General features: G+C 55.1%; 17 protein-coding genes. 14 read left to right on the plus strand and 3 right to left on the minus strand.

Going from position 1 to position 13,205, the window contains the following annotated elements:
- Positions 1 to 32: 32 nt before the first annotated feature.
- The 3 genes from Q8W24_RS13700 to Q8W24_RS13710 form a co-directional block, all read right to left on the minus strand.
- Positions 33 to 296 (minus strand): ogr/Delta-like zinc finger family protein, encoded by a 264-nt coding sequence (locus Q8W24_RS13700; RefSeq protein WP_305475649.1) that lies wholly within the window; start codon positions 294 to 296, stop codon positions 33 to 35.
- Positions 297 to 384: 88 nt separating this feature from the next.
- A complete protein-coding gene (locus Q8W24_RS13705; protein WP_305475651.1) occupies positions 385 to 1,227 on the minus strand; it encodes a phage portal protein in 843 nt (280 codons plus the stop codon).
- Between the two features lie 176 nt (positions 1,228 to 1,403).
- Positions 1,404 to 3,257, minus strand: coding sequence for a terminase large subunit domain-containing protein (locus Q8W24_RS13710; RefSeq protein WP_305475653.1), 1,854 nt, complete (start codon positions 3,255 to 3,257; stop codon positions 1,404 to 1,406).
- A gap of 201 nt (positions 3,258 to 3,458) precedes the next feature.
- Between Q8W24_RS13710 and Q8W24_RS13715 the strand changes: the two genes are divergently transcribed.
- The 14 genes from Q8W24_RS13715 to Q8W24_RS13780 all read left to right on the plus strand — a co-directional run bounded on the left by Q8W24_RS13715 (position 3,459) and on the right by Q8W24_RS13780 (position 13,200).
- Entirely contained in the window at positions 3,459 to 4,337 is an 879-nt protein-coding gene (locus Q8W24_RS13715; protein ID WP_305475655.1) for a GPO family capsid scaffolding protein, read from the plus strand.
- A 49-nt stretch (positions 4,338 to 4,386) separates the two neighbouring features.
- Positions 4,387 to 5,454 (plus strand): phage major capsid protein, P2 family, encoded by a 1,068-nt coding sequence (locus tag Q8W24_RS13720; RefSeq protein ID WP_305475656.1) that lies wholly within the window; start codon positions 4,387 to 4,389, stop codon positions 5,452 to 5,454.
- Between the two features lie 58 nt (positions 5,455 to 5,512).
- Positions 5,513 to 6,307 (plus strand): phage terminase small subunit, encoded by a 795-nt coding sequence (gene gpM, locus Q8W24_RS13725; RefSeq protein ID WP_305475658.1) that lies wholly within the window; start codon positions 5,513 to 5,515, stop codon positions 6,305 to 6,307.
- A gap of 124 nt (positions 6,308 to 6,431) precedes the next feature.
- Positions 6,432 to 6,950 carry a head completion/stabilization protein gene (locus Q8W24_RS13730; RefSeq protein WP_305475660.1) on the plus strand — a complete coding sequence of 173 codons (519 nt, stop codon included), beginning with the start codon at positions 6,432 to 6,434 and terminating at the stop codon, positions 6,948 to 6,950.
- Positions 6,951 to 6,958: 8 nt separating this feature from the next.
- The gene (locus Q8W24_RS13735) at positions 6,959 to 7,435 is read left to right on the plus strand and encodes a phage tail protein (protein ID WP_305475662.1); all 477 of its coding nucleotides are present in this window, start codon (positions 6,959 to 6,961) and stop codon (positions 7,433 to 7,435) included.
- Positions 7,432 to 8,121, plus strand: coding sequence for a hypothetical protein (locus tag Q8W24_RS13740; protein ID WP_305475664.1), 690 nt, complete (start codon positions 7,432 to 7,434; stop codon positions 8,119 to 8,121). The genes Q8W24_RS13735 and Q8W24_RS13740 overlap by 4 nt, the downstream gene beginning before the upstream one ends.
- A 29-nt stretch (positions 8,122 to 8,150) precedes the next feature.
- Positions 8,151 to 9,323 (plus strand): DUF2586 domain-containing protein, encoded by a 1,173-nt coding sequence (locus tag Q8W24_RS13745; protein WP_305475666.1) that lies wholly within the window; start codon positions 8,151 to 8,153, stop codon positions 9,321 to 9,323.
- A gap of 3 nt (positions 9,324 to 9,326) precedes the next feature.
- Complete coding sequence (locus Q8W24_RS13750) at positions 9,327 to 9,785, plus strand: phage protein (protein ID WP_305475668.1); 459 nt, start codon at positions 9,327 to 9,329, stop codon at positions 9,783 to 9,785.
- Positions 9,786 to 9,798: 13 nt separating this feature from the next.
- Positions 9,799 to 10,281: a hypothetical protein gene (locus Q8W24_RS13755; RefSeq protein WP_305475670.1), complete on the plus strand. Its 483-nt coding sequence runs from the start codon at positions 9,799 to 9,801 to the stop codon at positions 10,279 to 10,281.
- Complete coding sequence (locus Q8W24_RS13760) at positions 10,278 to 10,520, plus strand: hypothetical protein (protein ID WP_305475671.1); 243 nt, start codon at positions 10,278 to 10,280, stop codon at positions 10,518 to 10,520. The genes Q8W24_RS13755 and Q8W24_RS13760 overlap by 4 nt, the downstream gene beginning before the upstream one ends.
- Positions 10,521 to 10,530: 10 nt before the next feature.
- Complete coding sequence (locus Q8W24_RS13765) at positions 10,531 to 10,788, plus strand: hypothetical protein (protein ID WP_305475673.1); 258 nt, start codon at positions 10,531 to 10,533, stop codon at positions 10,786 to 10,788.
- Positions 10,789 to 10,819: 31 nt separating this feature from the next.
- Positions 10,820 to 11,089 (plus strand): putative phage tail assembly chaperone, encoded by a 270-nt coding sequence (locus Q8W24_RS13770; protein ID WP_305475675.1) that lies wholly within the window; start codon positions 10,820 to 10,822, stop codon positions 11,087 to 11,089.
- A gap of 44 nt (positions 11,090 to 11,133) precedes the next feature.
- On the plus strand, positions 11,134 to 11,277 hold the full coding sequence (locus Q8W24_RS13775) for a hypothetical protein (protein ID WP_305475676.1): 144 nt from the start codon (positions 11,134 to 11,136) through the stop codon (positions 11,275 to 11,277).
- An 18-nt stretch (positions 11,278 to 11,295) separates the two neighbouring features.
- Positions 11,296 to 13,200 carry a phage tail tape measure protein gene (locus tag Q8W24_RS13780; RefSeq protein WP_305475677.1) on the plus strand — a complete coding sequence of 635 codons (1,905 nt, stop codon included), beginning with the start codon at positions 11,296 to 11,298 and terminating at the stop codon, positions 13,198 to 13,200.
- Positions 13,201 to 13,205 lie beyond the last annotated feature (5 nt).

Consider the following 13,205-nt stretch of genomic DNA (forward strand, 5'->3'; position numbering starts at 1 on the left):
CAGCAATCAGCTGGCTTTTTTGTGCTGGGTTATTACACCCTGGCAGACAATTCCGCCGCCATCGCCATCCGATCGGAGGCGGGCAGCTGATCAAACAGGTGCGTCAGTGTCATTTGCATCGCCGCCGCTTTCGGATCGATCCAGTGGCTAAACGCCACATGAGAAACAAACGAATGGTCAAACCGTTGGCATTCCGTATTAACACAGCGAGCATAAACCGAATTGACATCATCCGTTGTCAACGCCCGGCTATACACCGTGGCTTTTTTGCCACAACAGGGGCATTTAATTCGCATATCGGAGACCTCAGAAACTGACAGAACATCCGACACATAGTAACCGCCATTATGATAAAAATCAGCAGGCATAGGCTTTATACCTCATTCAAATGGTGTCAATTCCTGCATTGAAATCAAACTGGAACACAGGCTGGCCCAGCTGATCATTCAATTCCACAAACGGCTGCACCTGGGCGCGAACCTCATTCTGACGATAAAACAACTGAATTTTATCAATGTCCCCGAATCCGCCGGTATTCTCCGGAGCCATACCAGCCAGAGCAGGCTGCATACCGTGTGCAATCAAGATATCTTGCTTCGACACGGTTTTGATCTGGTTAAAATCGTCCTTCTGGCCGATGTCTCCAACCGGGATCAATTTAACCGCGTCTTTATCCCCACCCGGAATATTCATATACATAGACCGGAAATTACCGGGACCTTTTGACCCCCTAACGGCCGCTTCAATTTTCTTTTCCAGATCTTTATCCAGATTTGAATCTGTCGTGTACAAAATGTAACCCATGTGGGATCCATTCTTATAATATCGCCGGCGAAATAACGTACCCTCGCTATTCAAAAACACATCGTGCAGACCGCCGATCCAGTCCGGGACGCCATACACATCCTGCCCGCTGTCGTATTGCATCCCCATGAATACCTCACCGCGTTCAAAATCGATCCGGTCCAGCGTGCCATTCAGCAACCGGCAATACCGGCCCCGTGGTTTAACCCGCATATTCAACGCCGGAATATGCGAATAGCCCAACACGTTGCCCAAAATCCCCCGGATCACCCGGAAGAAAAAATAACCAAACACATGAAAATCCCGGTTGCAGCGCAAAAAATCCCGCAGCGGCATACCGTTGGCGGTGGGGCGGTAGCAAATGCCCGCCTGCTGCACCTTGAAATTAATGCAGCGGCGGTGAATGGCATTGGCCCGGCTCAACGTATCCAGCCCAGCCGGAGAGATAGGTGGCGTCCAGTAGTCCGCCTCCTGGTAGTAATAAACACCCAGCAGGCTTTCCAGACCGGTGGTTACCGGCTCCGGATCACCAAAGGTGAAACATGCCACCGATTCTGTGGGCATATTGGTATCGGTACTGGTATCGAGCGTTGAATGTGTCATGCAGCCTCACTGATAACGGCGGTGGTTTTTTTGTCGTTGGGTGTATCACTGGTTAACCCCTCGCACTGCAGCGCGTGCATAATCGCCCAGGCCACATCGGCGTGCCCAATTTTAGAATCACGGGCTGCAACAAAACTGATGACATTGCCCTGCTGCTGTCGGCGTATCGCCATAAACGCCATAGGAATATCCACATAATCGGCAGACCACCGAATCCGTTTTTTAGCAATCACACTCTGCGCCTTGAGCACCAACTGGATTTTTACGTCAACGCTGTAATGGATGCCGGTTGCCCGTGGGAAGAATTTGCACACCTCCTCAAACACGCCAGACCCTTCACCCGTGCGATCAACCGCCAGAAATACCACGTTGTATTTGTCGCACAGAGATTTGATGCTATCGGCCTGATACTGCCAGTGCTCGTTGTGCATACTCAGCCGCTCCAGCAGCGTAAACAGGCCACCGGATTGACTGGGCAGGCCCAGTACAACCACCTCCGCCTTGTCGCCAGAACGGCTGGGATCGTATCCGATCGCCACCGGTCGGTTGCCGTAGGGCCGCGCTGCGCTGGAATTAAAACCATGCCAGCGGTCATCATTCGCAGCACAGCCCAGCAATTGATCCAGAACAAACGCGCTGTTCTGATCATCAATAAATTCGCACTCATACAGCTGACGGAATACCGCCGGTATATTCTCGATTTCCAACTGATGTAAATCGAAAAAATCAGCGCCGCCAGCCAGGGCATCATGAATCGTAATAATCTTACGATACATGCCATCAACAGACGTATAACCAGCCCGGAGCTGCTTAGCCGTTGGCATCTCAAAAACAGGTAAATTTGGACGGTGTTCCTGAATATCCTGATAATCGGCACCGCTCCACAACTGATACGCATCATGGGATTTAGTCGATGGCGTAGAAAAATAGGTTTTACGAAAATGCTTGTGAGTGGCAATGGCGCCAGCCAACTTATTCAGTTTTTCGAAATCCCGAATCCAAAAAACCTCATCCAGATACACATCACCAGACGGGCCCTGTGCCGTGCTGCTATTGGTACTCAAAAACCAATACGTTACAGGGCCGTTATCAGTCTGGATCGTAATCTCATCACCGCCCTTGATTTCAATGCCAAACCACTCCATGGCAAACGACAAAATATAACGCTTGAACAATCGGCTCTGGTTTTTACTGGCCGACAAAAACGCCTTGTTATTACCATCGATCAACGACAATACAAACGCCTCAAGACTCGCGTAAAACGTCCAGCCAATTTGCCGGGATTTCAAATAAAAGCGGCGGCGGTATTCCTCATTGTCTGGATCATTCAGCAGTTTTTCCAATTCCAGCCATTGGTATTTGAACAGCTTTTTCTTTGCCAGCTCTAAAATATGGTCACGATCAATGCCACGGAAATCATTTTTAACCGGCTTCTTTTTACGTTTGTCAGGCTCTGGCCGACCAGCCTTATCAGCCGCATCCAGTGTTAGATTGCCTTGTAATTCATGCGCCATAACAGACACAGGGTCAGGATCACCGGGCAACCGAACCGCCGCCACCTGGCCAGACAGTTTCATGTGTTTGGCTTTCAGCCCCTGCAGGTGCTCAACTTCGTTTAACTCGGTAGTGGTCAGCGTCTCTCGTTTGTTCAGTATCGTTAAAATACGCCGGTCATAGGCCTCGGTTATGTCGTCGGTTTTTACCAGATTGTCCCAGTCATCCTTATCAATCCAATCGTATAGCGTCCGACGGGGAACACCGGTTTCACGGCTGATATCAGGCACCTTTACGCGCCTAATAAACAGCGTCCGCGCCAGCGCCTTTGTATCATCAGAATATCGTTTTGCCATATCAGCGAGCCAATCAGGTTTAAATCAATGGCACCAGTGTATAAACCACAACATATAAAAACGCGGCCAATACTTTTAAATCATCCTATATCAATAAAAATAGAAAAAAACAGAATATACAGCGGTAAAAACCCGGCAAATATATCGATATTGTTGAGGTCTCGAATATATGAACCAACGAAAGTAGGGACGGATATGTAAATGCTATTAACCGAATGGCTCACCATCGGGACCGCCGGTGCAACGATCGACGGCCGCGAAATTCCAGAAGACTGGCTTACCGCCGCCGCCGAACAATACGACCTGGACGTGTACACAGCCGTGATCAACTCAGACCATGAGCTGGAGTGGTATGGATCATTCGGCACCGTGCAAGAGCTGCGCACCGGGAAAAACAAACAGGGCAAAACCACTCTGGAAGCGCGCATTAATCCGAATCAGCGACTGGTGCAAATGAATGTCACCGGTCAAAAGTTGTTTTTCAGCATGGAAATCATTCCAGAATTTGCCGACACCGGAGGCGCATACCTCACGGGATTGGCCGTGACCGATCGCCCGGCCAGCCTGGGCACCAGTGCCATGAAATTCAGCAGCAACAAACCAGCGTTGTATTCCGCCGCTCAACCGCTGGAACTGAAACTGCCAGACACCAACACCAATACCACCGCCCCCGGCTGGTTTACCAACTGGCTGAAAACATTTGCACCCGCACCCAAAAAACCAGAACAGGACGACGACGACATGACCCCCGAGCAACTGGCCGAACTCAAAACGGCATTGACCGACGCAGTCACCACACAATCCGAACAATTCACCAGCGCCCTGACAGAGCTGAAAACGGCACTGACGCCAGCCGATCCCGCCACGCCGCCAGCCGATACCGACACGCCGCCAGCCGATACCGACACGCCGCCAGCCGATCAATTCAGTGCGTTGACCGACGCCCTGGCAAAAATTCAGGCCGATCAACAATCGCTGGCAGACCAGTTCACCGCCCTGAAAAGCACACCAGCACCCGGCGTGACAATGCCAGCAATGACCGGTCCAGCCGACGACGAAATCACAGACGACATTTGTTAATCAAATTGCCGGAACCGGCAACCAGCAAACAGCTGAAGGATCAAACCACATGAAGACGAACACCCGCGCAAAATACAACAAACTGCTGTTTGCCATTGCGGCCGCCAACGCGGTTGCCGTTGCCGATCTCTACAACGGCAAACAGTTTGCAGTAACCGAGCCGAGCGAAACGACGCTGAATGACAAAGTGCAAGCGTCCAGCGAATTCCTGCAATGGATCGGCATGGCCCCAGTCACAGATATGAAGGGCCAAGCGCTGGATCTCGGATTTTCCGACATGATCGCCAGCCGCACCGATACGAGTGGCGGCACAGAACGTAATGGCACTGAACTGGGCGGCCCAACAGGATCAACCTGGGAGGTAGCAAAGACGAACTACGACGTTTACATGCGCTATGCCACTCTCGACACCTGGGCACGTTACAAAGATTTCTACAGCCGCTACATGCAGCAGGTATTCCGCGCCATTGCACTGACTCGAATCAAAGTCGGCTGGTACGGCACCAGCGTTGCCACCACGACCAACAGCACCACCAACCCACTGGGTCAGGACGTCAACAAAGGCTGGCTGCAAGTGCTGCGCGAACAGGCCCCGAGCCGGATTATCGGAGAGGGAAACGCAGCCGGTACAGACAAGGTATTTATTGGCAAAAACACCGACAACCCGGATTACCAAAACCTCGACGCCGCGGTGTACGACATCTATCGGATGATCGAAGTGGAAAACCGCACCGGTGACGAGGTAGTCATTGTCGGTTCTGCCCTGGTCGCGGCCGATATCGGCAAAACCCTCACAGAACATGCCGGTACCCCGAGTGAGAAAAAACTGGGTATTACTACCCTGTCCAAAAGCTATGGCGGACTCAAAGCCATCGAAGTGCCTGGATTCCCAGACACCGGCATCGTCGTTACCGATCTGAAAAACCTGCACCTCTACTACCAAGAGGGCCGCACCCGTCGCACGACCAAGGATCAGCCAGAGCTGGACCGCATTGCCGAGTTCATGAGCTCCAACGACGCCTACGCCATTGGCGACATGGACGCCATTGCCGGGTTTGAACCGACCGCCGTCACCATCGTGGATGAAACAACCGCCACCGCGACATTCTCAGCCTGATACACCGGCCCGGTAGCAATACCGGGCCACATGAACTGAACCAACAGGACGCATGACCATGACCAAATTATCACCGGCCCGCGCCTGGGCAGCCCGTAAACAGCGCGAAAAGCAGCAAGCTGCTGCCAAGGCCGCCGTTGAATCGGCAGATCCCGGAGCGGTTACAGAACTCACCACCACCGCCGAGGGATTCGAGGCGCTGTGCATGGCCATGAGCCAAGACGTGTTGTGGCTGCATGGAAAAACCCTGACCGAAAAACAGGAATTCAAAGTTGAACGCCTGCCCGGATACATGGAGCACGTCCAAGAGTACATGGCATCAGGAGACGTCTACGCCAACCCGGTGATAGTAGAAACCATGATCTGGCTGGCAGACCTGTTGCAAGACGGTCACCCCGCCAGCAACGCCGTTGAGTTCGAGAAAATCGCCCTGTTATGCGTCAGCCAAGGCCAAAAAATGCCGGAACGATTCAAATCGAGTCTTCCGACATTTGTTGCGGATGCCGTCCATGCCTGGGCCTCGCATCAAATCAAACTGAACCACAGCCCACAGCCGCTGTTTGGCAACATTTTCAACCAGCTGCATAACTGGCCAGTACCACGCGGCGTCATCATGAAATACCACAAGCTGGCCGGACAACTGGCCACCGACGCCGGAGAGTGGAAAACCGCATACATCCTGCTGACCAAGGCCGACATGCTGGGGACACCAAAACACCCAGCCAAGGTGACGACGATTAAAAAAGAGGTCGTGAAAAACCTCGAAAAACTGGGCATCCAATTGCCGGCCGTCAGCCTGGAAACCGAACAACCAGCGCCAGACGCGCCAGACACAGACGACGACACCGAATAACTGGCACGCGGAGCCAGTAAACAACCCCCGCACCACTGGGCGGCCCTCAAAATCCAACAGCTCAGGCAGAGGCCTGTCTGGACGTTTTGAGTCAGCCGTCCCCCTACAACAGGCAGGGCACGACATGACAGACAGCTACAGTTGGACAGCCGCCGCCGCGCAACAACGCGACGAGACCGACGTACCCAACGCCGAATTTTGGCCGGGGATGAATGTCGCCGAGTTCTGCCGCCAGTACGCCGTGCCCGGCGCGCTCGACAACGCCATGATCAAAAACGCCCTGATTGTTGCCGCCGCCCAAACCAACCGCCGGTTGGAGCCATACAAGCAGCGTGCACTGGATGCCGACCAGACCGGGTTTGTCTACTGGGGCACCACCGATACCGGTACCGCCGTGTCGGTCGATATGCTCGACCCGGAAACCCTGGCGGATATCCCCGCCGACACCATTGCCGAAAACAGCGTACTGGTTGCACAGTATTACGCCGCTGTATACAGCACCGCCATGGCTCGACTGATCATGATGCAACCGATGCAGAGTGACGACGATCGCGCCACCGTTGCGGCCCAATACACCGCCACCGCCACCGCCGCCGTTGCCGAAATCAACGGCGAACCGGCGACCGGCGTGTATCTGATTTAGGAGCGGTCATGCAAACACTCGACAGCCTGGCCGCCCTGATCCACGACAACCGGCAACTGCTGGGCATAACCCGACAGGGTTACGACCTCTGGATCGACTCCGGCACCATCGAACCGGGCAGCAACCGCGAGACAGAACGCGGCCTGCATTTTTGCGATTACCGCTACCGCCTGGCACTCAGTATCGACGCCATGCACGGCCACCGTGGCGGCCTGCTGCTGGCCATGTTGCACAACTGGGAAACGAGCCTCAGCCGAGAGGTACGCGCCGACCTCGACGAGCCGCAGATAATTACCAGTACCGCCACAAAAAACCGGGGCGGACGCATCCTGCAAGTCGAGTACACCCTCGACGTGCGCGACGGCATCTATCTGACCCGCGACAGTAACGGCCCAGTGCAGGCCATCGGCGACCGTTGGACGTTTGGCGAGCACACGCTAAACATCGCAGAGGCCATCAGCCTGACCAGTGAGGTGCGCACATGATCCGCCTAAGCATTGCTGGAGACCTGACGCTACAACGCCAGCTGGACGTGTTGAACATGCCCAACCGCGCCCGCGTAAAACATCACCGCTACGTGGCGCGCATGGTCATCCGCAACGCCAAACGCAACATCACCCGGCAAAAAGACGTGCACGGCCGCACGCTGCCACCGCGCAAACGCGACAACAAAAAAGTGCTGCGCAAACTGCCCAAAACCCTGAAGGCCTTCGTTGGCCCCAAAAGCGCCAAAGTCACCTGGCCAAAAACCCGCACCGGCCAGATTGCCCGCGCCCATCAAGAGGGCGTCAGCACCACCATGACCGCCGCACAGGCCAAACAGACAGCCCGCAAACGGGGCGAACCCAACTACAGCGACCCAGCAACAAAAGGCCAAGCAAAAGCGCTGCTGGCCGCTGGGTACCGACAGCCAACGGGCAGCCGCTACAAAAGCGGGGCCAGAGCTGGCAGCGCCAAAACTCGCCGCGTCAGCGCCCGCTGGATAACCGAAAACCTGACCGTCGGAAAGGCGGCTTTGATATTGCGAATGCTGCGCGACGAACCCAGCAAACAGCAGTGGTCAATGCCACTGCCAGAACGTGAGTTTTTCGGGCTCAACAGCACCGACGTTACCGACATCACCAACCACCTGATCAACGATATTTTGAACGACGTGCGCCGGGCCGCATAAACCCCCGCACACACACAGGAGCCACCCACATGGCACTCGGAACCATCAGCGCAAATCAACAAAACCTCAGCCAAGGCGCAACCACAGACGTGGAACGCCGGGTGCTCTGGATCGGCTACAACGACGAAAACGCCGACGACGCCGTGACCGTCACCAACGCCGCCACCGTTCACACCATCGGCGCGTCCACCGATCTGGACGCTATCCTGGGGGCCGCCGATAGCAACCTGAAAACCCAGATCACCGCCGCACAGCAGAACGTCGGGCCAAACTGGACAGCCTACGTCGTGCCGCTGTACAGCGCGCTCGGTGGGTCAGACATCGGTACCGCATTTGGCGACTGGTCAGCCGCGTTAGAAATCGCTCTGGGACAACCCAACAACATCAAAACGGAACTGGTTGCCTTGACCGATAACGTCACCGCCACCGATCTGCCAGACCTGCAGGCCGCTTGCACCAACGCCATCAACACCTGGGCCAAATACATCACCATTCATGCACCGCTACCGGGGCCAGATGGCAGTCAGACTTGGGCGCAGTACATCACTGCCACCAAAGCCATCAACGGCACCGACGTATTCGACCGCGTGCACCTGGTGCCACAGCTGCACGGCACCAATCTGGGCGCAGTCATCGGCCGCCTGACGTCGGAATACGTCAGCATTGCCGACAGCCCAATGCGCGTGCAAACCGGAACCGTAGCCGGGTTGGGAGAGCATCCAGAAGACAGCACCGGCATTGCACTGGATCTGGATCACCTCAGCGAACTGAGCGAAGCCCGGTTCAGCGTGCCGCAGTGGTACCCAGACAAAGACGGCACGTATTGGGCCGATCACATGAGCCTGGACGCCAGCGACGGTGATTTTTCCGTCTACGAAAACCGCCGCGTGATCGACTACATCACCCGCCGTATTCGCCTGCTCATGATCAATCAGGTGGCCAACCGCGCATTCAACAGCAGCGCCAGCAGCACCGCGTATTACACCGAATACTTCCTTAAGCCGATTTACGACGCCGCCAAGGCCAGCACCATCAATGGTGAACCCGCCGCCGGACTGGTACAAACACCGGTAGATGGCGACATGGTGATCACCTGGTTGACCAACACCAGCGTTGAGCTGGCCGCGCAAGCAGCTCCAAAAAATTCAGCCAAAAAACTGGGGTTGTATATCAGCCTCGATCTCACCCGGACGGAGGCATAAACCATGGGAAACCGCATCAATGGCAAATCGTTTGACGTGCGCATCATGGGCATCATGGTGCACGTCGAATCCATGACACTGACCATCACTGACAACACCACCACCGCGACCAACAACGGCCGCCCAGCAGGGACCCTGCAGGGTGACGTATCGGCATCCGGTGATCTGGTGCTCGACATCAGCCAATTCAATTTGCTGACCGCCGCCGCCGCAGCGGCTGGCAGTTGGCAGGATCTGCCAGAGTTCCCGGTGCACACCTACGCCGTTGGCGGCAGCACCATTGCCGAAAACATGTTGGTCTATGCCGACGGCTGCAAACTCAAAATCTCCGACTTGCTCAACATCGACCCGAACAGCACCGACAAATCCACCGTCACGGTGCAGTACGACGTGACCGGTGAGGATTTCGTCAAGATCAATGGAGTGCCGTACATCAGCGGCGACTCGTTCGGCATTATTTAAGGAGCACAACCCCATGAGTATTGACGTCCGACAAATCGCCCTGGCAGTCCGGGGCACTATCGAGCAGGCCCTGACGCGCTACAACCTGCCAGACACTGAGGCAGCCGTCCGGCTGCTGATCATGATCGCCGCCCATGAATCCGGCGCGTTCATGTACGTGCGCCAAAAAGGCGGCCCGGCCCTGGGTATGTTCCAAATGGAGCCACCGACATACCAATACTGCTGCGACTACCTCAAGCGCAGCGGACGATTCAAGGCACTGCCACGGCAGTATTCCGCCGCCCGGCTGGTAACAGACAGCGTACTGGCCGCCGGTTTTGCCCGCGTGTACCTGTACAGCCATCCAGAGCCATTACCCGACGCTGACGACCTGCAAGGGCTGGCCAACTACGCCAAAAAATACTGGAACAGCGAACTCGGTGCCGCAACGCCGGATGACTACCTCAACGCCTACAACGCCGTTTATGGCAACCCAGAACCGGAGCAGACCGCATGAAAACCCTGTTGCTGACAGTGCTCTGGCCACTGATCACCGAAGTGGCCCAAGCGCTGATTAAAAAATTGCCCTGGGCAGCCCTGCTGGAACGGCTGCTGACCCGCATTGCCGTGTGGGCGCTGTACAAAATTGCCGGAAAACCAACCAACGACCTGAGCGGTGAAACCGTGGACGATTTCGCCGCCGCCCTGCAGGGCAAAAAACTGCCCGCCGCACAGGTAAAACCGCCCACAGAATGAGCACAGCACCATGCCAGACATGAACCCGGCAGAACTGACAGAACTGGTTACCAACGCCGCCGAACAGGGCACCAACAACGCTCTGGCCCGGTTGGGATTTGATACCAACAACCACTTGGAAACGCAGGCCGACATGGCGTTTGTGCGCCAGCAACGCAAAGCCAGCGAGCAGATCGGCCGGGTAATCCGCCGGTCGGTCATTGGCCTGCTGGTCACCGGGTTGATCAGCCTGCTGACCGTCGGCATCCAGCAGGCATTAACGAAATAACCAAACCAGACACAACACAGGAACCAACACCATGGCAGACCAAAACAGCAAAAAAATCACCGTATGCGCAGGCTCAACCGAATTGCGGTTCAGCGTCGATCTGATGGCATTCCATGCGTTCCAGAATGATTTTTTGCCTAACAACAAGGTGGCACCCAGCAATAACTTTTTGATGCGCACCATTCATCCAGACGACAAAGAATCGCTGAACGCGCTGCTGGACATGGGTCAGGCAATCAACCTGGCTCAAGCAGTTGCGGGTGAGTTCACCGGTGACGTGGAAATCACCGTAAAAAAATAGAACGCGCCGTTAAGGCGCTGAAAGACAACCAGCTGGGTCAGGCATTGGTACTGGCCCGGCTGGTCTGGGGCAGAGAGACCAGCGACCCCGACGAGATCGCCGCCGCTGTATGGCTGCACCAGAGCAGCATTGAAAAAATCAGCGACGCCGTCGCCAGCGGCATTGCCAAGGCATTTGCCAAAAAGTAGCAACAGGAGCACGCCCGAATGAGCGGAACCACAGCACTGGAACGATTGATGTTTACCGTGGGCCTGACCGATACCGTCAGCCGACCACTGCAAAACATCAACCGCACTCTGGGCAGCGTTCGCCAAAACGCCACCGCCGGATTCGACGCCATCCGGGGCGGTGCCGTGGGCGTGGGGGCCGCATACATTGGCATCAAAACGCTGATGGAACCGGTCTATCAGATGGAAAACGCCATCGGTGAGGTGCGTAGTCTGGGCGTAGCAGAGGCCGAGTTAACCCGGCTCAAAAACACCGCGCTGGATTTCAGCGTGCAATACGGCGAATCCGCCGCCGATTTTGTCCGCAGCAGTTACGACATCCAATCAGCCATTGGCGGACTGACCAACGGCGAACTGGCCGTATTCACAGAGGCCAGCAACATCCTGGCAAAAGGAACCAAGGCCGATGCCGCCACCATCACCGGCTACATGGGCACCATGTACGGCATTTTTCAGCAGCAGGCCGCTGCAATGGGGAAATCCGAGTGGGTAGAACAGCTCACCGGGCAAACCGCCGCTGCCGTTAAAATGTTCAAAACCACCGGTTCAGAAATGAGCGCCGCATTCACCAGCGTGGGCGCTAACGCCCAGGCGGCAGGCATCCAGCTGCACGAGCAAATGGCCATTCTGGGCACCCTGCAATCCACCATGAGCGGCAGCGAAGCCGGTACAAAATACAAATCATTTCTGGCTGGAGTGGGTGCCGCGCAAAAATCATTAGGCATGAAATTTACAGACAGCGCGGGCCGCATGCTGCCCATGCTGGACATCCTCAACGCACTGAAATCCCGATTCGGCGAAACCCTGGACGTAGCCGAATCCGACGCACTGAAAACCGCATTCGGATCAGACGAGGCCGTCAGCCTGATCAAACAGCTGATGGGCAACACCGACGGACTCAATGCCAGCATCACCAAACTGGGCCGCAACACCGGCATGGACAACGCCCGGGACATGGCCGCCGCCATGGTGGACCCATGGGAACAATTTCAGGCGGTAACCGAAGGGCTGCGCATTGCTTTCGGTACTGCGCTGTTACCCGTCATCAACGACACACTGGCCAGCCTGACCGATGGTTTACAGACCATCATGGGCTGGACGAGAGAATTCCCCCATCTGACTAAATGGATCGGACTGGCCACACTGAGCGTCATCCTGTTGGGCGGTGCAGTCGGGTTAATGTCCATCATCATCGGGATCAGTCGCGCCGCCTGGGCCGGGCTGCTAATTATGTGGGCGTTTGGGAAAATAATTATATTGGGCGTAATACGGGCGCTAATATATTTTCGGAAAGCATTGATATTACTGCGTACAACGATGTTGGCATTCATAATTACAATGGGAGTTATTACAAGCCCATTTTGGGCAGCAGTTATTGTTATTTCTATAATTATAGCGGCTGTGGTCGCTGCAATTTATTTACTGGGCGATTGGTTAGGTTGGTGGGAGAAATTGGGTGCATGGTTCAAAAATACAGAATGGGGGTCTGGGTTTTTAAAATGGATTGAAAACTTGAGTGATTCGATAAAAGGATTATGGAAAGACTTTAAAGAATTAATAGGACTAGATTTTAGCTTAAGTGATTTAAATCCATTTTCAGCGAGCGGTATTGATTTTAGCTGGAATGACTTAAATCCATTTTCTGGCGGAGAAGAAATTACCGCAATGGGAATTGGAAAAATAAAAGCAATCGCCGACCTGCCAGACATTTCTGGACTCAGCACCCCAACCAGCAACACGCCCAGCACCCGCGAATCCATCGCCGAAATACTCAAGGGCAGCGGCAGCAGCGGTGGCAACCACTGGGGAGGCGTAACAATCAACGCAGACAACGGCATGACACCTGCCGATCTGGAACAGTGGTCAATGCTGCAAGGGGGATAACCGAA

Source organism: Oceanobacter sp. 4_MG-2023, from assembly GCF_030689165.1.
Lineage (GTDB): Bacteria > Pseudomonadota > Gammaproteobacteria > Pseudomonadales > Oceanobacteraceae > Oceanobacter.